Raw genomic sequence first — 22,503 nt, forward strand, 5'->3', positions numbered from 1 at the left:
ATTGGTAATTGGTAATTGGTAATTGGTGAATAATTATTCCCTGTCACCTGTCACCTGTCACCTGTCACCTGTCACCTGTCACCTGTCACCTGTCACCTGTCACTTGTCAACTGTCACCTGTTCCCTGTTCCCTGTTCTTTAAATTTTGCACCGCTTGGCGAAAACCTAACACTAGTACAATATTGGCAAGGGTTAAAAAGACCTCTGCACCACCATGTAACCAATCTATATTGGCTAATTGTTCTCCATAAGCGACTTTGGCATAAATACCTGCGGGGATAGTCACGCCGACGAATACCAAAGTGCCGTAAAATCCATATAGGGCTAAACGTGGCATTTGTGGACTGCGGCTGATAAACCACAAGAAACCCAAATAGGGAAACAGAGAAAGGGCAAACAGGGTTTCTTTTGATATCATTGCTCTGATTTGATAGTTTTTGGCTCAACTGGGTTTGCAGACTTGGTAGAACGCCAAATCCACACAGCTGCTGCCCAAAGGGTAAAATTACCAACTAATGTCATGGCAGCTTGCAGTGTTACTATCCATTCTAGCGATTCGGCGTTGTCGAAATAATGCCAAGTGCAAGCACACATGGCGCTGATTAAAGCTGGTAACATGGCAAAGGACAATCCCCACCAACTACGGTTTTTTGTGAGTTCACCATAAGTCCAGATTAACCAAATAGCGACTATCCACTCAATGACGCTAGAAACATGAATTATCCAGGTGGGAATCGAAAGAGCGTGCATAATTAATTCAAAATTCAAAATCTAAAATTTAAAATGGTGAAGATACGGGCGTTATTGTCTGGGTATTACGGTAAAGGTAATGGTGGTGATGAAGCTTTGTTGGCAACACTTCTGCAAATGCTACCACCTGATGTAACGCCTGTGGTGCTTTCTGGGAATCCTGAGGAAACTAAAAAGCGTTATGGTGTGGAAAGTTACAACCGTATGGCGTTTTTGCAGATTATCAAAGCTTTGCATTCCTGTGATGCTTTCATTTGGGGTGGTGGAAGTTTAATGCAGGATGCGACTAGCAGCATTAGCCCTTTTTATTATGGGGGATTAATGGCTTTAGCTCAAGCTATGGGTTTGAAAACTATAGCTTGGGGACAGGGAATAGGGCCTTTATTGCGATCGCCTACTCGTTGGTTAGCAAAGCGAAATTTTGCTCTTTGTACTAAAATCAGTGTACGCGATCGCTCTAGTGCCGCTTTATTATCAAATTGGGGCATACCTCATATCCTTGCACCTGACCCAGTTTGGGCTTTAGAGTCTAAACCAGTAACAGAATTAGCAGATTTACCAAAACCCAGAATTGCCGTTATTTTAAGAAATCATCCCCAACTTACAGAAACTCGGTTAGCCAATTTAATTCATGCTTTAGTGAATTTACAACAAGCTACCCAAACATTTATTTTATTATTGCCTTTTCAAAAAAGTGAAGATTTAGGTATTGCAGAAAAAATTCAATCGCAATTAAAAGATGTTAGTAAAATTATCTGTGCAGAAGATCCACAACTTTTAAAAGGTATATTTCGTGGTGTAGAAATGGCAATAGGGATGCGTTTACACAGTTTAATTATGGCAGCTAGTGAAGGTTGTCGTTGTTTTGCTTTGAGTTATGACCCCAAGGTAAACCGTTTGATGGAAGATTTAGAAATACCTGGATGGGATTTAAAAGATTTACCAACTGATGTAGATTTAATTAGTAAAACTTGGATTCAATATTATTACAATAGCGAAGCATTATCATCTGATAAAATACAATCTTTAATAAATGGAGCTTTCTTACATCGGGATTTATTGAAAGCATCATTGAGTAATAAGTAGGGATAGGAGTTCGGAGTTTCTCCTATGCCTACGGCACGGCTTCGCCGAACGGAGACGCTACGCGAACGGAGTTCGGAGTTCGGAGTCAGAAGTAAAACTGGCTTTGTGTATAGGTTTCAATTTATATTTTGTACCTCTTAACTACGTAAACTGCTGTATCAAGAGTTTGAATAAAAAGGTGAATCAAGTGCAAGCAATAAGCGTTGAAACTACCAAAAACCTATCACTTGACCAAATTCAAGACTATTCTTCTAATTCTGACTCCTGAATTCTGACTCCTGAATTCTGCTGTATGTCCATAGCATGATTTTACAATTTTGATATTGGAAGTTCAATCACAAATTCTGATCCTCCTTCAGGACAGTTACGGTAAATTAAATTACCTTTATGAAGATCATTAATAATTTGGTAAGTAGTAAATAAACCTAACCCATATTTTTTACCAACTAATTTTGTTGTAAAAAATGGCTGAAATAGAAGAGATCTATTTTCTGCGGCAACTCCTATACCATTGTCTTTAATACTGATGATTATTTTATTATCTGTAGTGTGTGTATGAATCCAAATTGTAGGTTGAAATGAACCGTCACTATTTAAATCAATTTTGGCTTCCAGTGCATCAATAGCATTTTGCAAAAGATTTATTATTGCTTGATTGAATAGACTTACATAACCAGTAAATGATGGAATATCTGCATAGTCTTTTATAAGAAAAATATTAGGGGAACCATCTTTTATTGTAAAATAATAATCTAATGTGATAATATTGCCATCAATATTTTCGGGAATATCAAACATTTTTATACCTGATTTATCAAGACGATAAAAGATATGTAAAGCTTGAATAACTGAGCGAATTCGTTCGGCTCCGGTGCGAATAGAATGAAGAACTCTTGTAAAATCTGGAAGCAGAAAATCTAATTCAATTTCTGCCATAAAATCTTTGATTTGTGGAGTTGCATCTGGAAATGCTTTTTGATAAAGTCGAATCAGATTAATTAATTGGTCACTATATTCAGAGGCAGGATTAATGTTGCAAAGAATAAAACTGAGCGGGTTATTAATTTCATGAGAAATTCCGGCTGCGATTCGGCTGGCATTAATTAGATTTTCTTTTTGAATAAGTTGAGATTGAGCATTTTCTAATGACAGAAACATAGTCTGTAGTTTTTCATTGCTAGATATTAAATCCTTTTGTAAATTTTGGATTTTTAATTGAGTTCTTACTCTGGCTAGTACTTCCTCTAAATGAAATGGTTTAGTAATGTAGTCAATACCTCCAACTTCAAAGGCACGAACCTTATCATTAACTTCATTACCAGCACTTAAGAAAATTACAGGAGTTGAACTAGTTTTGGGGTCATTTTTTAAATATTTACATACTTCATAACCTCCCATTCCTGGCATATTGATATCTAAAAGAATCAAATCGGGAAGGAGTGAATTAACAGCCATTAATGCTGCTTGTCCGTTGATTGCTTTCCGAATTTGATAATTTTCTTTAGAGAGAAAATCAGATAAAAAACGAATATTTTCAAGCTTGTCGTCAACAATGAGAATATCCGCTATAAATGCGTTGTTTTGTGGACGCATATTCATGGTATTTTTTTAGGTAAAAACAAAAATTAGACAATTTTGGATTTTGGATTGACCCCACGGACAAATCTGGGGCTTGTACAATTAATAAATCAGTGCTTATTGATGAGATTATTAAAAAGTTGTCGATATTAATCTAGCCAGATTGTCAGAGTTTAGAGGTTCAGAAAAAAAGTAGCCTTGACCAAAATGACAATCTAATAGTTGCAGTTGTCTCAGTTGTTCAGCAGTTTCAATTCCTTCAGCGATGAGAGTCATGCCCATTGTTTTGGCAATTTGGATAATTGCAGTTACCAATCCTAAACTGTCAGATTTTTCAGTTAAATGCCGAATAAATGAGCGATCAATTTTGAGGTTATCAACGGGGAAATAATGCAAATAGCTGAGTGAGGAATATCCTGTCCCAAAATCATCTATACTTAATTGAATATGTCGTTTTCGCAAATTAGCAATAATATTAGCAGCGGAGGCAAAATTTTCCATGATGGCTGTTTCGGTGATTTCTAGCTTTAAGCATTCTGGGGCAAGTTGACTTTCTATCAAGATATTATCAATTTGCTCGACAAGGTTAGATTGAGAAAACTGGTAAGCTGATATATTAACGCTGATGGTAAATGATAAATCTACAATCTGTTTTTGCTGCCAGAGACGAAGTTGCTCACAGGCTTCTTTAAGTACCCAGTGACCTAGTTTTAAAATCAAACCTGTTTCTTCTGCAATGGGGATAAATTCTACTGGAGCAATACATCCTTGAGTAGGATGATTCCAGCGAATCAGGGCTTCAGCACCCATAATTTTGCCTGTTGACAGGTTAATAATGGGCTGATAATTGAGGACAAACTCTTGTTGTTGAATGGCTTTCCGCAAATCTGTTTCCATTTGTAATCGCTCACAAGCAGTTTGATGCATTGTTTCAGCGAAGATTTGGTATTGGTCTTTACCTGCGAATTTGGCTTGATACATGGCTATGTCGGCATCTCGCAGCAAAGCATCAGGGTCAGAGTAAGTTGAGCAGTTGGCAACAATGCCAATGCTAAATGAGAGAAAAATTTCTCGCTCTTGGAGATAAAAGGGGTGAGCAAAATGGCTAGAAATTCCTTCGGCTATGTCAATAACTGTAACAGGATCAGAGAGTCTGGTGAGCAAGAGAACAAATTCATCACCTCCTAGACGTGCCAAGACATCTTCTGGATGTAAAAAGGATTTGAGACGTTGAGAAACGGCAATTAGTAACTCATCTCCTACTGGGTGTCCTAAAGAGTCATTAATAATTTTAAAGCGATCGCAATCCAAATAAAATACAGAAAATTGATAATCAGGATTTGACTCTTGTTTTTTGATAGCTTGCCAAAGTCGCTCCATTAACAATGCGCGGTTAGGTAGCTTAGTCAATGGATCTTGAAAAGCCATTTCTGCAAGTTGGGAATTAGCGATTTCTAGCTGTTGGGTGCGTTCTCTGACTCGTTCCTCTAACTGTGCATTGAGATCGCAAATCGTTTGTTGAGCTTTAATAATTGTCAGTTGATGTTGAACCCGTGCTAAAACTTCTTCTATATGGAATGGTTTGGTAATATAGTCTGCACCACCTACTTGAAAAGCCTGGACTTTATCAGCAACATCATCTGCTGCACTTAAAAAAATGATGGGAATATGAGCAGTCTTAGGATTTGATTTCAGTTCTTGACAAACCTGATAACCATTCATATCCGGCATTCTGATATCTAATAAAATTAGACTAGGTGGAGCCGCTACAGTTGCTGTCAGTGCCATTGTGCCACTGAGTGCTTTACGAGTTTGGTATCCATTGCGCTCCAAAATACTGGAGAGGAGACGAATATTTTCCAGAACATCATCAACAATTAAGATGTTGATATGAGTCGGTTTTTGTGGTAAAAGTTGATTTTCCTGGCTGTCAATGGTCATAAATTCACCTTAAATATCCTCATTCTTTTGGTTGCGTTAATAACATTAATTTGTCAAACTGATAACTTTCAATCAGTCCGGTTAAAGCTGCAATCAAAGAAGTTTGCTCAGGGGGGATTTGAGCAATGAGGTGAAGACTACTCATATCATTACCTTGGACTGCTGCAAAGTGTAATTCCTGAATCCATGCTGCTGGCATGATAGCTAAAGCCTTTTGATCAAGAACATATTCGGATGAAAATGAAATTGTGTTCGAGGTAATATCACTGTCAGGAGTCGATTCATACAAGTATTCTATTTGAAGATGCTTGGATAGGATTTCTAGAATTTCTTCCCAGCGGAATGGTTTGCTGACAAAATCGTCACAACCTGCGTCTAAGCTTTCCTGTCGCTGTTCGGTAAAAGCACTAGCAGTGAGAGCAATGATTTTGGTTGGGGTGAAACTTTGCTCGGTTGCTAATTCTTGTTCTAGTTGACGGATGCGCTGAGTTGCTTGATAGCCATCAATAATAGGCATATGCATATCCATGAAGGTGAGGTGAGGTTGCCATTGCTGCCAGAGTGCGATCGCAATTTGTCCATTTTCAGCTTCCTTCACTTCAAAGCCTAATCTGATCAAGATTTTACTCAGTAGCAATCTGTTAGTAGCATTATCTTCAGCAATCATAATCCGATAGTGCTGCCCAGGAGCAATACTAATTGCATGATCAACGGGAAATGAACTGGAATTAGGGATTGCTTTTGTTAAACTAACTGGAATACTAAAACTGAAACAACTACCTTGGCCTAGTTTGCTAGTAACAGTAATTTCTCCACCCATCAACTGCACAAACCTCTGACTTATCCCCAACCCTAAACCTGTTCCTTCTTTGGATTTTTGACCTGCTCGTGTTTGCTGAAATGCCTGAAATAAATCACTTAGTTCTTCTAAGGCAATACCAGGGCCTGTATCCTCAACTGCAAATAAGAGCATATTCTCTCTTCCTTTGTCTCCTGTAAATGACTCCTGACTACTAACTCGCAAGGATACACTGCCTTTTTCAGTAAACTTAATGGCATTGCCTAACAGATTAATGAGTATCTGACGCAGTTTGTTTTCATCAGTTTTTATATGCTGAGGAACACTAATATCACAATTAAACCTTAGTTGTATGCCTTTGGATTGTGATTTCATCAGGAACATGGCTTCCAAACTGTAAAGCAACTTGTGCAAATCAAACTCTGTTTTATAGAGTGAAATCCTGCCAGCTTCAATTTTCGACATCTCTAGCACATCATTAATCAGCGCCAACAAATGTTCACCACTTTGGTTAATAATTTCTATATACCGTTGATAGTCAATAGTTAAGGATTTATCCTGCTGCATCAACTGAGTAAAGCCCAGAATGGCGTTAAGAGGAGTACGCAGTTCATGACTCATATTCGCCAAAAATTCACTTTTAGCCCGATTAGCAGCATCAGCAGCTTCTTTAGCCCGTTTTAGTTCCTCTGCCTGTTGCTGGGTTTGGGCAAGTAGTTCTGCTTGTTGCACTGCTACTCCCAATTGATTACCAATTTGGGTAACAATGCCAATTTCTGCTTGTTGCCAGTTGCGGGAATTACTATTTTGATAAACTGCCAACAAACCCCAGAGTTTTTTGCCACAAAAAATAGGAGTAATAATATAAGCTCGTGCTTGCAATTCTTCTAAAAGATTGAGATAGCAGGAATCAAATCCGGCTGTGTAGATATCATTAACGCAGCAATAGGTATTTTTTTGGCGTAACATACCACCTTTGTTGTCTTGCAAATAGGTATCATGGCTCAAAACATCTGTAGTACTGAGTTTAGTGGTGACACAATCGGGTTGATCTACAGCGGTTTGGGTAAGTTTGGGATCTTTTGCTCGTCCCGGAAGTAAGGTATTCCATTTTTGATTTACTGACTCGGAAACTAATTCCCCACTCCAATCTGGTTGGAAGCGATAAATCAAAACGCGATCGCACTCTATAGTTTGTCGTAATTCTGTGGTGGTGACATTAAAAATTGATTCCAAATTCAGGGTTTGACGCATTCGCAAAATTACCCTGTTAATCGCCTGTTCCCGCTCTGCCATTGCCCTCATAGCAACTTCAGCGGCAATCCGTTCGCTAATTTCACTTTCCAGGGCGTTATTAGCTTTGACAAATGCCGCAGTACGCTCTTCAACCCGGAATTCTAATTCCTCATAGGCATGATGTTTTTCTTCTTCTGCCCATTCTCGTTGCAGTTCAGCAGCAGCTCGTGCGGCAAAAACGCTCAATAGTGTTGTGGTGCGTTCATCGACTATAAAGGGTTTAACATCAATAATGCAGAGATTACCAATCACATTTTGATTGATATCTAGTAAGGGCAAGCCTACATAACTCTGTGCGTCCATGTTTTTGAGCAATGTAGGATGAGGAAAAAGCTCTTGCAACTGATTTGGATAAGAACACAATACCCGATTCTCTACTACTACTTGGCAAGGAGTATCCGTTAATTCATATTCAATATTCTCTGCTAAATTAGAGACAGCCCAAAGCGCCAAAGTCCGCAGACTGGGGGTAGAACTATTAACTGTTTTAGACACCAGCGCGTAGGACACATTTAAGGCTGTGGCTAGGTTCTGTACCAGAGCCGGAAAAAAATCGTTTCCAGTTACTGAAGCAGTTCCAGCTACAATCATTTCCAGGGTTTCTTCAGTGCGTTGCCGTTCTGCTATCTGCTTTTCTAATTCTTTGTTGATGCTTTCTAAGTGTTCTGGTGTTCTTAATGCCAAAAATTGCGGCAGCAGTTCTATTAGTTGTAAAGCCGTATAACAAGATACTAAGGCAGTCATAGCGCGTTCAATGCCAGAAATCCAGTAGTCTGGATGCCATAGTGTCCAAATATCAAGCAGGTGTCCGATACCACAGAGGACAATAAATGCCCCAAAGAGGACAAATACTTTGGAGAAGGGAATATCACTCCGCTTGCTAACAAAGTAGATCAGCATGACGGGAATAGAGAAATAAGCGATCGCAATTAGTGCATCACTAACTAAATGCAAAGCTACAAGAGGCGTTTGCCATAGATAGCAATGTCCATGAGGCATATATGAATTATTCACCAAAAAATGCGGAAATAATTCCCATAATCTTGTTTGCATAGTTTCACCTTGTTGTCATTAATAGGCATTATCATTAATCCAATACAGGCAGAATGAGAACATCTCAATCGTGTAAAATATTTAACTTTATTACCGAAAACTAAGGAATTTTACATAAAAATTCTTTTCCTAACCAAATCAACCTGCACGAATTCATACTTAAATTTCTTAAGTAGTCAGAAATTTTAATCTTTACTGATTTAAATTGTTACACTAAAAACTCTAAAATGCTATCCCAGAAAATTAGCTAAGTAATGAAACAGAATTAATTACACAACTGATTTTTCTGTTAAGAGTTCCCTCTCTCAACAAGTGAATTTAATTTTGTCCGACTACTTCAAAAGCGAAATAACAGTTAATCACCACCCTTTGGCAACCCACAAGGCACAATTAAAGACAAGTACGAGTGATTTTTTTATGAGTTACTGTCTGAACCCCCATTGTTCCAAACCTGAAAATTCTAATGATGTCAAGTTTTGTCTAACTTGTGGCACAAAATTACTTCTTAAAGAACGCTATCGCGCTATTAAACCCATCGGACAAGGTGGTTTTGGTAGGACTTTTTTAGCAGTAGATGAGGATAAACCCTCAAAACCACCCTGTGTCATTAAGCAGTTTTACCCCCAAGCTCAAGGTACAAATACGGTACAAAAAGCAGTAGAATTATTTAACCAAGAAGCAATACAGTTAGACGAATTGGGTCAACATTCCCAAATTCCTGCACTTTTGGCATATTGTAGCCAAGATGATAGGCAATATTTGGTACAAGAATTTATTGATGGACTCAATTTAGCTCAGGAATTAGCGCATAAAGGTGCTTTTAATGAAACGCAGATTCGGCAATTATTGAATGATTTATTGCCAGTGCTGCAATTTTGTCATGCTAGACAAGTCATCCATCGAGATATTAAGCCAGAAAATATTATTCGTCGGAGTAGTGATAATAAACTGGTTGTAGTAGATTTTGGCGCTGCTAAATCTGCCACAGGCACAGCTTTGAATCACACAGGTACAAGTATAGGTAGTCCCGAATATGTCGCACCGGAACAAATGCGGGGGAGGGCGATTTTTGCCAGTGATATTTATAGTTTAGGTGTAACTTGTATTAATCTTTTAACAGAGCGATCGCCCTTTGACAGCTATGATACCCACAATGCTGCTTGGATTTGGCGACAATATCTCAAAACTCCCGTCAGTAAAGAATTGAGTCAGATTATTGACAAAATGGTAGAAAGCATCCCCAGCCGTCGCTACCAAACTGCCGATGAAGTTCTTAATCATTTAAATCATCATCAATCCCCAGCAAATATCCCACCCGCGATAATCACTAAACCAGTCACCCCAGTATCCCTTACTTCTCCACCCACTGTTGTTAATCCAACTTCCCCTGAAATTGAGAAAGAATTACAAGAACTAAAAACACAATTTACAGGTGGTAACATACAACCGCAAAATGTTCCTAAACAACCATCTAATCCTACATCTGTGCCTACTATTAATGATGCCATAGACAAAGAATTAGAGGAGATGAAAGCTAAGTTTTTAGGGAATGGGTAATTGGGAATGGGTAATTGGTAATTGGTAATTGGGAAGGATTCAGGATACAGAATATTTGATATAGCAGGGAACAGGGAACAGAAGAGAAAAATATTCTTCTTCTTCCTTCTTTATCCTGACTCCTGACTCCTGACTCCTGACTCCTGACTCCTGAATTCTTACTCAAAATAAATTGGATAAAGGCTTGATTCTCCAGCTAACTAGAGACTTTAGAATGAAATCAGGAAATATTTAGATGCTCCCTATGCAACTTTCTACGCTAAAAAACAGCTTCTTGTCATTGACCTTAGTAGCGATCGCTTCTGTACCCAGTGGACTATTAACAGCTTGTTCTACAACCGATTCCCAAAACCAAGCATCAAACCCTGCCACCACTGCGACTACTACAAATGACAACCAACCAATGGATCATGGTAGTGGCATGATGAATCACAGCATGACAATGGATTTAGGCCCAGCCGATGCCAACTATGATTTGCGCTTTATTGATGCCATGATTCCCCACCATCAGGGTGCAATAGTAATGGCCAAAGAAATCGAACAGAAATCGAAACGCCCTGAGATCAAAAAGCTAGGAGACGAAATTACCAAAGCACAAAACCAAGAAATCACCCAGATGAAACAGTGGCGTACAGCTTGGTATCCCAAAGCGGGAGATAAACCAATGGCTTATGATGCCAAAATGGGACATGACATGGAGATGTCACCTGAGCAAAAGCAAGCCATGATGATGAATATGGATTTAGGTGCAGCTGATGCAAAATTTGACCTGCGCTTTATCAATGCCATGATTCCTCACCATGAAGCAGCTGTAGTGATGGCAAAAGATGCCTTGCAAAAATCTCAGCGTCCTGAAATTAAAAAATTGGCTGAAAATATTATCAAATCCCAAGATGCAGAGATTAAGCAAATGCAACAGTGGCGGCAAGCTTGGTATAACAAATAGACATCGACCGAATTTAAATATGCGTATCCTAGAACCCTTGTAGAAATAAATTCTTAGTGCGATGTAGCGATCGCACTAATTCAGTTCTCTAGCTAGTTTGTCTTTGATTTCTTGCATCTGTTGATTTTCGACAGCATTATAAAGAAGGAGATATATTAAACTGGTATTTAACATAGTCTTAACGTCTCGTCTTGCAAGATTTTCGATACGACTAATTGTGTTATTAATATCTTTGTCTTCACTTAGAGCCTTTTTTACTTCTTCTATTTTTAAGTTCTTTAATATTGTAATGAGCTTTCTCATAAAAGGCTCAACAAATTGATCTAATACACCATGTCCACAGCAAAATGACAAAATATCTTCTGGACGTATTGAGTATTGTTCTATTAACCGATTTTGTATATCAGGAATACCATCTATAAGAATTGAGTCATACCAAGCATCATCATCCATTACTTCTTTTAGTTTTTGTAATGTATCTTGCACTCTATCTTCAATACTTTGAAATAATGTCTTCTCATCTCCAATATTGTCGAATTGACTATTTTGAAAGTTCAAAATTGTTCCAAATGCTTCGTTATTTATAAGATGATTAAAATTATTGCTTTTGGCTTCTTTGAAGTAGAACCAAACGTAAAATATAGGGGAAACTCTTTGGGAAATATTTTCAAGTAAACTCTGAAAATCATAGCTTTCGGTGGTTAAACTTTTGCATATTTCATTTAATGACAGATAATTACACTGAAAGTTCTCTTTACTATAAACAACTGTATGGTAAATATAGTCAGCGATATACCAAACATCTTTATCGTACAAGTATTCGCAATCACTATCAATGCAAATAATAAATTTTCTATTAATGAACTCTTTAAAGTTCTTCAAAATAGATTTTCCACGTGTTCCTTTTTTATTGGGATATGGAAAATAAATTCTATTTCTTAAATTCGGTTTAACATTTTCAATAATAAGTCTCCAAAATTCTTCATCATAAAAATCTTCAACCAATACAGAAATATCACACCTCTTCTGACGAGCCTCTCCTTCGATTCTTTCAGCAGCAACTTCATACAAATTCATTAATTACCGTCCTCCCTGAAACCCCTTAAAAGCCAATTTATTTAAATATATATCATTTGCTTTAATTCCATAATAGGTTCGTGCTTCTTCAAGTGATCTAATTTCATCCATATTTCTTGCTTTACCAAGCAAAGTGCTGAAAGTTATAATGTCAGGAAGCAATTCCAGGTTTTCATTGATGTTGTGATTTATATTGTGAATAAATTCAATGCCTTCTTCAACCCCACTGACTTTTTTAATCAAAGTATTAAGAGTTATATTATTAGGCTTGACATGAGATGATTCACTACAGGTTTCTGCTGTCATTAAATCAAAAATATCTTTTGCATCTTTATAATTATTGAGCTTGGAAATAAGAGTAGTAAATGTTATGACATCAGGATCAATCGTATTTTCTTTCAGGAAATCCAACAATTGAAGGCATTCATCTTTTGTAAATAAAGTATATTCATTAATTTTGCGATTAAATTGATAAAGTTTACGTGACGTGTCCCCTGAAAAGCTGCCAAAAATATTTTTTATTTCTTGTACACGCTCTCCTAATTGATCAGTTTTTTCTTTTAAAATGGTACTTTCTGTTACTAAATCTGAAGTTGACTGAATATCTTCTATTTGTGTGACTTCTTCAATCCAGCCTTGATACCAAACAGTTGGTGAATGAGTTGTGATGATAATTTGGCAATTTGGATTTATCTGCCTTATATTTGAGATTAAACTCCTTTGCCAATCAATATGCAGCGATATTTCCGGCTCGTCCATTAATAATATATAACCTTTCCCGTCTTGAAGTAAGGTTGTTAATAAGATAATCAACATCTGTTTTTCCCCAGATGACAGATTCTTTGGTAATATTGGTGTTTGAATACCTTCTTTTAAAAAGTGAAATTTCTTTTCATTAAATTTTTTTTCTGTATCACTAAATAGTTGAGTTAATATCTTAATAAATGTATTTTTAGTTTCATAGATAGATTCAATTTTATCTAATTGATTTCTTCTTGTTGCTTTATCATCTATTTTAAATATTTCTTCTACTTGATTAGATAAATCTCTTTGATAAGTAACGAATTCTTGTTTTAACTTATCCAGTTGGTAGTCAAGCAATGTAGTATTTTGTTTTAACTTCTTTTCAACAACATCAAAAGTATTAATAAAGCTTATATTCGGTTGATAATTAGTAATTTCTTTGTTTGCTGTTATACTTCTACTTTCACTATTAACTCTGACGACAATATCATCTTCTAACTCGATAATTATTTCATCAATGGGATCAAATAACCTAAAATCCAATTTGCTATCTTCAACAGGCAATACTGCTTCGTAAAGCATTCGTAGTATCGTTGATTTCCCTGAACCATTTTTACCAATTAAAACATTTACGTCTTCATTGAGTGTCCATAAGAAATCATTTCCCCACAAATTTTTAATTTCAATTTTTCGTATATACATAGCTTTTTTATGTTTATGAGATTATTTTTTATTTTTAATGACAATCAATATTATTACTATTGCTACTGGCACGATATTTGTTCAGTGACTATAGCATAACTTTTGAACTAAATTCAATAGCATCTTTATCTTACAATTAAGGGCGGGAAAACCCCGCCCCTACAGGCAACCTTGCTCAAATCAACAGCAAGGACTCACTTTAAAGCTTAACCAGAAGTATCTTACTTCTTAGCTTCAGCAATGGGAACCCATTCAGTGTGGAAACTGCCAGACTTATCAGTGCGGAGATAAGTATGAGCGCCGAAATAGTCGCGTTGTGCTTGAGTCAAGTTTTGAGGCAAGCGATCGCGGCGGTAACTATCAAAGTAATCTAGAGAAGCACTAAAAGCTGGAACAGGAATACCCAACTTAGCAGCAGTAATAATTACCTCACGCCAAGCAGCTTGTCTATCCAGAATTGTTTGCTTAAATTCAGGTGCTAATAGCAAGTTTGGCAAAGCTGGATTTTCGTCAAAAGCCTTCTTAATCTTATTCAAAAAGCCAGCGCGAATAATACAACCACCCTTCCAAATCCGAGCCATTTCACCCAGATTCAAATCCCAATTGTAAGTTTTGGAAGCTGTAGATAACAGCGCCATCCCTTGAGCATAAGAACAGATTTTGGAACAATAGAGCGCATCACGCACCATGTTCACAAAAGCCTTGATGTCCCCAGTATACTTAGCAGAAGGGCCAGTCAGTTGCTTAGAAGCAGCAATCCGCTCATCTCTGATTGAAGAGAGAATCCGAGCATTTACAGCAGCGGTAATTGTCGGAATCGCAACACCCAATTCCAAAGCAGTTTGTACAGTCCAACGTCCAGTTCCCTTTTGACCGGCTGCGTCAACAATCAAATCAACTAGGGGTTTCTTGGTTTCTGGATCAACGTAAGGGAAAATATTAGCTGTAATCTCAATCAAAAATGAATTGAGTTCGTCAGTTGTATTCCATTGGGCAAACACCTCATGTAACTGACTAGGATTAAGTCCAGCCACATTTTTCAGCAAATCGTAGGCTTCTGCAATTAACTGCATATCACCATACTCAATGCCGTTGTGTACCATTTTTACATAGTGACCAGATCCACCAGGGCCAATATAGGTAACGCAAGGGCCGTCATCGACTTGAGCAGCAATCTTGTTGAAAATGGGGGACAGGTACTCATAGGAACTTTTTGTACCACCAGGCATCAGCGAAGGGCCATTCAGCGCACCTTCTTCACCACCACTGACACCCATACCAAGATAGCGTAATCCAGTAGGTTCTAATTCCTGAGTACGTCTTTCAGTATCTTCAAACCAAGAGTTACCACCGTCGATAATGATATCGCCTTCTTGTAACAAGGGTTTAAGCTGTTGAATTACCGCATCAACAGGCTTACCAGCTTGTACCATCACCAAAATTTTACGGGGACGTTCTAGTGCAGCAACAAATTCTTCCAAGGTAAAGGCTGCAACAACGTTCCGTCCTCCTGCACGCTGCGCCATGAAAGCATCGGTTTTTTCACGAGAGCGGTTGTAAACTGCAATTGGGAAGCCATTACGCTCAACGTTGAGAGCGATGTTCTCGCCCATAACGGCTAATCCAATCACACCAAAGCTTTGTAGGGTCATAAATTTGTTTGGCTAACTCTTGCAGATCCTTTCTCTTTAAGGGTAATCCGAGATTTTCGCTTCACTCCTAAAGAAGATATTAAGAGTTGATGTAAACGAAAAAGAATCACAACTAACATCAATAATTAATTTTAATTTGTATCTAAGTCAACAATTTAGTCACAAAATTTGCAAAATTAAAATATCGAGTCAAATGAAACAGTAAGGAGTATCCAAAAATGCTGGCATATGTCCTAGCGTTAGTCGTCGGACTTGGAAGTTTAGCCATCTACTTGGCAGCTTTCTTCTTCCCTGAAATCCACCGCAAGAATGATTTTATCTGGAGTGGTGTGGGGCTATTTTACGCTTTGGTATTATGGATTTTTACACCACGTATTACTGGCGGTCTTTTGCTCGGTCATGTAGCCAGTGTAGCTCTATTGGTTTGGTTTGGCTGGCAAACTCTCTCATTACGGCGACAACTGACACCAGAAGTACAACAAACGCCAATACCCAGTCCTGAACTCGTGAAAATGAGTATACAAGAACAGGTATCTAATTTTTCTGTGCGGGAAAAGCTGGGACAATTACCAGCATTAATTGGCGGTGTTTTCAGTGGTGTCAAAGGTAAGCTAAAGCAAGCTGTGAGCAAAAAGCCACCTGCACCCATAGATAAACCTACAGTGGAAATTATTGATAAAAGAACTCCTATTCCAGAACAAGCAAGTGCAACAGAAACGCCTCCTGCTAAAGCTGTAACTGTTCCCGCACCAGAGCAACCTGTGGAGTCTATCCCCACGATTGACACGGAAGCTAAAACTGAAAATGTACCAGAAGCAACACCCCCAAATCCCCCCACTCCTGAATTAGTCGCAGAAGCGCAACCAGAAACTGGGGAACAACAACCAATTCCTGTTGAGGAAGTTGCACCAGATGCGGTACTTGCACCTCCAGCAGAAGCACCACCGGAAAAATTACCGCCAAATCCAGAAACTGGGGATTAGAAACTGAGGACTGGGGATATAGGAAAATCATCTGCTTCCCAGTTCCTTTTAGGGAACACCAGAAAATAAATTATGGCGGTTATAGGTTGACAGGACTAGCCCTTTCAAGGTGGTGAAATTTGGAACGCAAATTGGTTGTTTCAACCTTCAAAAAACCCAAAATATGGGCGGAGGATTTAGAGGTTGTTTGAAAAGTCTCCTTCCATGTCATGCTGAGGAACGTAGCATCTCAGTATGTGGGCTAAACTCCAGATTCTTCGTTGCGTAAGACTCCACATGGCTAACGCCACGCTATGCCTACGGCACACTACGTGAACGCGAACAGAATGACAAATTATACGTCCCTAAACTTTTCAAACATGATCTTAAGATGATCTCACGGAAATGACGTATATTCGTTAGTCACCTTCAAAGGGCTAGTCCTAGATTAGAAGTTTCTTAGTTAACTTTTTTAAGATTTTGATATAAGGGAATGGTGATTATAAATTCTGTACCCTTTCCAGGGGAAGAAATACACTGCAATTTTCCCTGATGTTGTTCAGTAATAATTTTATAACTAATAGATAAACCTAAACCCGTTCCTTTACCTATAGGTTTAGTAGTAAAAAAAGGATCATACAATAATTTTTTCAATTTCTCTGGGATACCAACACCGTTATCTATAATGCGAATACTTACTTGCTCGTCATTAATTAATTCCGTGTAAATTTGAATCTGGAGTTTCTCTAAACCTACAAAGTTCTTGATTTTGCTCTCTTCCAAAGCATCAATTGCATTGGCAAGAATATTCATAAACACTTGATTAAGTTGCCCTGTGTAACACTCTACTAGTGGTAAATCAGCGTAGTTTTTAATCACCTCAATCGCTGGACGATTAGATGCGGCTTTGAGACGATTTTCTAAAATCATTAGTGTACTATCAATACCCTCATGGATATTTACTGCTTTCATTTCTGCCTCATCTAAACGAGAAAAGTTTCGCAGTGACTTCACAATTTCTGTAATTCTTTTAGCACCAATTCCCATTGAAGTCAGCAGCTTAGGAAGATCTTTAATTAAGAAGTTAATATCTATTGCTTCTGCTTCATCTTTAATTTCTTTAACTGGGTGAGGATAGTGCATCTGATAAAGTTTTAACAGTCTGAGTAAATCTTGAATGTATTCATTGGCAGGGGTGAGATTACCATAAATAAAGTTAATTGGATTGTTAATTTCATGTGCCACACCCGCTACTAACTGTCCCAAACTCGACATTTTTTCACTTTGAATCAATTGAGCAGCTAGTTGATGTGCTTCCTGCTGCACCTCTGCTAAAACTTTTTCTAGTTGTTCTTTAGCAGTAGTCAGTTCCTGTTCCCGTTCTTGAATTGTTTCAAAGGATTCTTCAAGTTGTGCTGCCATGCGATTAAATGACAGTTCTAATTGACCAATTTCATCATCGCTAAGAACAGATGCTTGTTTTTTGAGATTTCCTTGAGCAAATTCTTGAACTATTTGGGTAAGTTCAATAACTGGCTGAGAAATAGATTTGGCTACTGTAATAGCTGCCAATATAACTAATAAAAGTGTAATAATTCCTAAAATAATAACAATATTTTGGAGGGTTTTTAAGGGTGTAAAGACTTCGGCTACATCCATTTTTACCAAAAGTCCTGCATTCAAAGAAGGTAAATATCTCCAGGCAGCAATTGTTTCTTGACCCCGGTAATCAATTGTGATGCTATTGCCTTTAATTCCCTGATTTGCTTGGTTGAGTGGGTGTGATTTATCGTTGCTAATATTGATATATCTTTTAAAAGCTGCTTTTGGGTCATGTCTAGTTGGAGCAGTAAAAATTATGCGTTCATCAACTAATGAACCGACAATTGTCTCACCAGTTTTGCCTAATCCGGTATAGTCATTGACTACTTTATTAAATTCTTGATTATTCAGTTGCAGTACTACGACCCCAATAATCAGATTATTCTTAAAAATAGGGGCAGCGATAAAAGCAGTGGGTTCATTATTAGATGCATAATAGGTGAAATTAGATATTTCTACTTGCATTAATGTTTTGGCACGGTCAAATACTTTGGCAAGTTCAGAATTTTTATAAGTTTCTTGATAGTAGTTTTTTCCTATTATTTCTTTACTGTTATTTACAGAAAATATAGTACTTCCAGATTGAGAGATTAACAAGATATCAGAATAAGCAAATATATCTAAATAATTAGTAATAGACTGGCGAAACTTTTTGTCTATCTGCTGATATTCTCTTGTCTTAATTCCATTTTCAGTAAAAGCTTGTTGATATTTTTCTGTTGCGTCAATTATATTTGGCATTTGTGCAATAATTGCAGCATTTTTTTGTTTTTCATTAATATAAAAATCCAAAAATTTTGCTTTACTATCTGCAATAGATACCAAATTATTATCAACCTCTTTTGTTAAAGACTTCTTGACCATGTAATATTGTATAGAGGTAACTATATTCAGAGGTACTAAGGCAATTAATAAAAACCAAAACAGCAGTTTATTAACAAGTTTTTTATTTTTCAAATCCTTCACTTCCAAATTTAGGTATTTATCTAATTAGTATTAGGGTTAGCCCAGTTTCGATTCCAGCCTTGATAAAGATTAGTTATAAATATTTCCCATTCAGCTTTAGAACGAGAGATAGGATAAGGTATGGGACGAATTGGTTTACCTGAATTCCAAACAATTTTAAATTGCCCGTCTGACTGAATTTTTCCAACCCTAACTGTTTTCCAAGTATGTTGGTTACTAGCATCTATGTATACAACTCCTTCCGGTGCTTTAAAACTTTGGTCTTTGATATATTCCCGAATTATATTGACTTCATCTGTACCAGCAGCTTTAACTGCTTGCGCCCACAAATAAACTCCAAAATATCCAGCTTCAATGGGGTCAGATGTAACTCTATTTTTCCCATATTTTTTTTGAAAGTTGTGAATAAATTCACTATTTTTAGGATTATTAATATTTTGAAAATAATTCCAAACTGCATAATCACCTACAACATCTTTGTTTGGTAAAGATTTTAATTCTGCTTCAGCAATACTAAAGGAAATAGTAGGTATTATATCAGAGCTAATTCCCGCTTGTCTTAAGGCTTTAAAAAAAGCAATATTACTATCACCATTAATTGTATTTAAAATGACGTTTGGTTGAGTTTTTACAATTTTAGCGATGACGTTATCTACTTGATTACTACCCAAAAGTATATATTCTTCTCCTAAGATTTCTCCCTTTAAAGCGGTGACTTGATCTTTGATGATGGCGTTGGCTGTCCGAGGAAAAATATAATCAGAACCAACCAAAAAAAATCGTTTGCCTAAGTTATCAAAAGACCATTTTACGGCTGGAATAATTTGTTGGTTTGGGGCTGCACCTGTGTAAACAATATTTGGCGATTCTTCTAGTCCTTCATACTGAACAGGATAAATCAATAGATGATTGTATATCTCAAATATAGGTTTTACTGTTTTACGACTGGCGGAAGTCCAACAGCCAAAAACTGTAACTACTTTTTCTTTAGTAATCAGGTTTTTAGCTTGTTTAGCAAATGTGTTCCAATCAGATTTACCATCAACAATTATTGGTTGAATTTTTCTGCCTAAAATACCTCCTTGTGCATTTATTTCTTCAATGGCGAGTAAGGTAGCATCTACAACTGATTTCTCACTAATTGCCATTGTGCCAGTCAGAGAATGAAGAATACCAACTTTAATAGGTTTTTGAGAAAGTTGAATTTGGGTATGAGTGAAAAAATATATTGTGAAACTTAATGCAAAAGCTACTACTAAAAGAATAATTTTTTTATTCATCAGTTTTTTAAAGCTGTAAATTAACTAGAAAAAATCATGGATGATAAATTTGTTCACTAAGTGCCAACAGTCAATTTTAAAGATTTTATTTATAATAATACGTGCGTTATTCGGATATCTAGACATACTATGTATGATACATTCAATTATACTGTTTATATTATACGTCTTGATTTGATTATGTAAGGGTTACACTCAGGTAATATCCCAGATTTTATTAAAACAATAGTATAACTATATACTTTGTATTAGTATGTATTCAATTATACTTAAAATTATGTTCTGGAAGTCCTTTAATGATAATTTTAGGCGGAGCCTCTGTGAGGGCATTCCCAGCCGGAGACTGGGAACGAGATATGAGATTCATTTATGTTCTGGAAGTCCTTTAATGATAATTTTAGGCGGAGCCTCTATGAGGGCATTCCCAGCCGGAGACTGGGAACGAGATACGAGATCAGGTTTTTACACGGGTTCATAGAAATCGTAGATGATAAAACCGCCTTGGTTATTACTCCAGGCGGTTCTATAATTTATACTAGTTGATGATTAATTATGACTTACGCAAGTGTCACATTTAATATCCTTTGCTGGTGCGTCAGATAGAGAAAATCTGTTAGATGCTCAATTATCGGGTCTGACGCACCCTACAAAGCAAGTTGCGTAAGTCCTATTAATAATGTGTACCTGTTTTGCGGTGGTTGATTGCTGTCACAGCATCAGGTTTGAGTAATTTGCCGTTATCTACGGTTGCATATACTACCCAATGATCGCCGCATTCTAGACGTTGGGCAACTGAGCATTCCAAATAGGCTGAAGCTTCGGTGAGGACTGTACAACCGTTGTCGGCTTCTACTGTCTGGAAGTTAGCAAATCTGTCTTCTCCAGGGGCGAAATTTTTGCGGAAATGCTTCATGTAGTCTATGTGCAGCCCTTCTGGGAGGATATTCAGGGCAAATTTACCACCAGGATACATAAGTGATTCAACTGCACGATCTTTTGCGATCGCAACAGTAATCCCAGGTGGGTTAAAAGTAGCTTGAGAAACCCAAGCCCCAAGCATTCCTGTAGAAACTTCTCCTTGCTTGGCCGTAATCACGCACACAGAGCCAATAATCCTGCCTACAGCTTGTTCTGTGGGGGTAGAAGCTTGTTGGGGTACACGGATTTTCTTGGCTTTTTTCAAGCCTTGAGCAAAATCTGTACCGATTTCTTCACATAATTTCAAGGTAACTTCATCAGGTTTAAACTTCACCTTTAAGGTATCAAAGCCAAACCGATAGCCAGCATCTCGCAATTTACCTTCAACTAAATCTAAAGCTTCACCACTCCAACCATAGGAACCAAACACCCCAGCTAATTTGCTGTTATCACCGGTAGAGAGGACAATACCCAAAGCGGTGTGAATAGGTGTGGGTGCATGACCACCAATGGTAGGAGTCCCAATAATCAACGCATCAGCTTTTTCTACAGTGGTGCGAATTTCTTCAGGTGGTGCAAATTCACAGTTAATTGATTGCACTGCAACCCCACCTTTAGTCAGTCCCAATGCGATCGCCTGTGCTAAAATCGCTGTATTTCCATAAGCTGAAGCGTAAAGTAACGCCACAGATATTTCTCGATTCTTTTGGGAATGACTCCATTCACCATAAGCTTTGGTCAATTCAATTAAGCTAGACCGTACCAAAGGCCCGTGACCAACGCCATACATTCTCACTTGCAAATCGGAAATTTTTTCCAACGCTGCTTCTACGTGAGTCGCATTGGGCGCCATTAAGCAATTAAAGTAATAACGCTGGTCTTCTTTAAAGCTTTCTGCATTTTCATCAAATGCTTCATCCCCACAGATATGCGCTCCAAATAATTTATCTGTGTAGAGAATTTGGGTTTGTTGGTCGTAGGTACAAAGCGCTTCTGGCCAACGAGGACTAGGAGTAGGGAAGAATTTTAAGACATGACCCTTACCCAAATCTAAAGTTTCTTTACCGCGCATTACCAACACTTTGATGTGTTCATCTGGGAAAGCAGCTTTTAAATTAGCAGCACCCAATAGAGAAGAAACAAAAGTAATTTGTGGCGCAAGTTCTAAAAGAGCTTTAAATGTGGGTATGCGGTTGGGACTAAAATGACCCAAAATCACATAATCCAACTTACGGAAATTGACCGTATTCTGCAATGCTTGGATATAAATCTCTGTAAAAGTTTCCGCAGGAGGGTCAATTAGTGCAGTTTGATCAGCTTCGATTAAATAGCAATTGGAAGTAGTACCTCTTTCAAGTGCATATTCAATTTCAAACCTTAGACGTGACCAACTACGCGCTCTGAGAACTTTTGTATTTGTAGCAATAGGTAGAATTTGTACGTCCCGTGGTTTGGAATTGCTCATGGATATTTGTTGTGGAGAAAAAACTTGAGAAAACCAATTTTTAGCCGATGCAAAAGCGTTGGAAAATGAATCTGTAAGTTCCATAGCAATTATGAAAGAATCGCTGTAAAATATCTGTGCATTGCAATT

Annotated in this window: 16 protein-coding genes; 4 read left to right on the forward strand and 12 right to left on the reverse strand. The window is 37.5% G+C overall.

The window, feature by feature from the left end:
• Window positions 1–106 precede the first annotated feature (106 nt).
• Window positions 107–418 (reverse strand): DUF3593 domain-containing protein, encoded by a 312-nt coding sequence (locus tag AC012T_RS10310; RefSeq protein WP_487065412.1) that lies wholly within the window; start codon window positions 416–418, stop codon window positions 107–109.
• A complete protein-coding gene (locus AC012T_RS10315) occupies window positions 415–750 on the reverse strand; it encodes a DUF2499 domain-containing protein (protein WP_323309977.1) in 336 nt (111 codons plus the stop codon). Before AC012T_RS10315 ends, AC012T_RS10310 begins: the two co-directional genes overlap by 4 nt.
• Before the next feature lie 33 nt (window positions 751–783).
• Between AC012T_RS10315 and csaB the strand changes: the two genes are divergently transcribed.
• A complete protein-coding gene (gene csaB / locus AC012T_RS10320) occupies window positions 784–1,836 on the forward strand; it encodes a polysaccharide pyruvyl transferase CsaB (protein WP_487065414.1) in 1,053 nt (350 codons plus the stop codon).
• A gap of 309 nt (window positions 1,837–2,145) precedes the next feature.
• Here the strand turns inward: csaB and AC012T_RS10325 are convergent, their stop codons facing one another.
• The 3 genes from AC012T_RS10325 to AC012T_RS10335 all read right to left on the reverse strand — a co-directional run bounded on the left by AC012T_RS10325 (window position 2,146) and on the right by AC012T_RS10335 (window position 8,503).
• On the reverse strand, window positions 2,146–3,435 hold the full coding sequence (locus tag AC012T_RS10325; protein WP_487065416.1) for a hybrid sensor histidine kinase/response regulator: 1,290 nt from the start codon (window positions 3,433–3,435) through the stop codon (window positions 2,146–2,148).
• Between the two features lie 111 nt (window positions 3,436–3,546).
• Window positions 3,547–5,355 (reverse strand): putative bifunctional diguanylate cyclase/phosphodiesterase, encoded by a 1,809-nt coding sequence (locus tag AC012T_RS10330; protein WP_487065418.1) that lies wholly within the window; start codon window positions 5,353–5,355, stop codon window positions 3,547–3,549.
• A gap of 19 nt (window positions 5,356–5,374) precedes the next feature.
• Window positions 5,375–8,503 carry a GAF domain-containing protein gene (locus tag AC012T_RS10335; RefSeq protein WP_487065420.1) on the reverse strand — a complete coding sequence of 1,043 codons (3,129 nt, stop codon included), beginning with the start codon at window positions 8,501–8,503 and terminating at the stop codon, window positions 5,375–5,377.
• Window positions 8,504–8,920: 417 nt separating this feature from the next.
• Between AC012T_RS10335 and AC012T_RS10340 the strand changes: the two genes are divergently transcribed.
• Entirely contained in the window at window positions 8,921–10,060 is a 1,140-nt protein-coding gene (locus AC012T_RS10340; RefSeq protein ID WP_487065422.1) for a protein kinase domain-containing protein, read from the forward strand.
• Here the strand turns inward: AC012T_RS10340 and AC012T_RS10345 are convergent.
• Window positions 10,038–10,226 carry a hypothetical protein gene (locus AC012T_RS10345; protein ID WP_487065424.1) on the reverse strand — a complete coding sequence of 63 codons (189 nt, stop codon included), beginning with the start codon at window positions 10,224–10,226 and terminating at the stop codon, window positions 10,038–10,040. The two genes, AC012T_RS10340 and AC012T_RS10345, sit on opposite strands and share 23 nt — an antisense overlap.
• Window positions 10,227–10,295: 69 nt before the next feature.
• Here AC012T_RS10345 and AC012T_RS10350 point away from each other — a divergent pair, with 69 nt between their 5' ends.
• On the forward strand, window positions 10,296–11,006 hold the full coding sequence (locus tag AC012T_RS10350) for a DUF305 domain-containing protein (protein WP_487065426.1): 711 nt from the start codon (window positions 10,296–10,298) through the stop codon (window positions 11,004–11,006).
• Window positions 11,007–11,081: 75 nt separating this feature from the next.
• Here the strand turns inward: AC012T_RS10350 and AC012T_RS10355 are convergent, their stop codons facing one another.
• The 3 genes from AC012T_RS10355 to gndA all read right to left on the reverse strand — a co-directional run bounded on the left by AC012T_RS10355 (window position 11,082) and on the right by gndA (window position 15,181).
• Window positions 11,082–12,083, reverse strand: coding sequence for a DUF4435 domain-containing protein (locus AC012T_RS10355; RefSeq protein ID WP_487065428.1), 1,002 nt, complete (start codon window positions 12,081–12,083; stop codon window positions 11,082–11,084).
• A gap of 3 nt (window positions 12,084–12,086) precedes the next feature.
• On the reverse strand, window positions 12,087–13,529 hold the full coding sequence (locus tag AC012T_RS10360; RefSeq protein ID WP_487065430.1) for an AAA family ATPase: 1,443 nt from the start codon (window positions 13,527–13,529) through the stop codon (window positions 12,087–12,089).
• A 221-nt stretch (window positions 13,530–13,750) separates the two neighbouring features.
• Entirely contained in the window at window positions 13,751–15,181 is a 1,431-nt protein-coding gene (gndA, locus tag AC012T_RS10365) for an NADP-dependent phosphogluconate dehydrogenase (protein WP_487065432.1), read from the reverse strand.
• 218 nt (window positions 15,182–15,399) lie between these two features.
• Here gndA and AC012T_RS10370 point away from each other — a divergent pair, with 218 nt between their 5' ends.
• Window positions 15,400–16,164, forward strand: a complete 765-nt coding sequence (locus AC012T_RS10370; RefSeq protein ID WP_487065434.1) for a Ycf66 family protein — start codon at window positions 15,400–15,402, stop codon at window positions 16,162–16,164.
• Window positions 16,165–16,602: 438 nt separating this feature from the next.
• Here AC012T_RS10370 and AC012T_RS10375 read toward each other — a convergent pair whose 3' ends face one another.
• The 3 genes from AC012T_RS10375 to AC012T_RS10385 all read right to left on the reverse strand — a co-directional run bounded on the left by AC012T_RS10375 (window position 16,603) and on the right by AC012T_RS10385 (window position 22,374).
• Entirely contained in the window at window positions 16,603–18,711 is a 2,109-nt protein-coding gene (locus AC012T_RS10375; protein ID WP_487065436.1) for a sensor histidine kinase, read from the reverse strand.
• Between the two features lie 20 nt (window positions 18,712–18,731).
• Window positions 18,732–19,991, reverse strand: coding sequence for an urea ABC transporter substrate-binding protein (urtA, locus tag AC012T_RS10380; RefSeq protein ID WP_487065438.1), 1,260 nt, complete (start codon window positions 19,989–19,991; stop codon window positions 18,732–18,734).
• A 670-nt stretch (window positions 19,992–20,661) separates the two neighbouring features.
• A complete protein-coding gene (locus tag AC012T_RS10385) occupies window positions 20,662–22,374 on the reverse strand; it encodes a diflavin flavoprotein (protein WP_487066541.1) in 1,713 nt (570 codons plus the stop codon).
• Window positions 22,375–22,503: the final 129 nt, after the last annotated feature.

The sequence above is a fragment of the Anabaena sp. EIM26 genome, assembly GCF_057568715.1.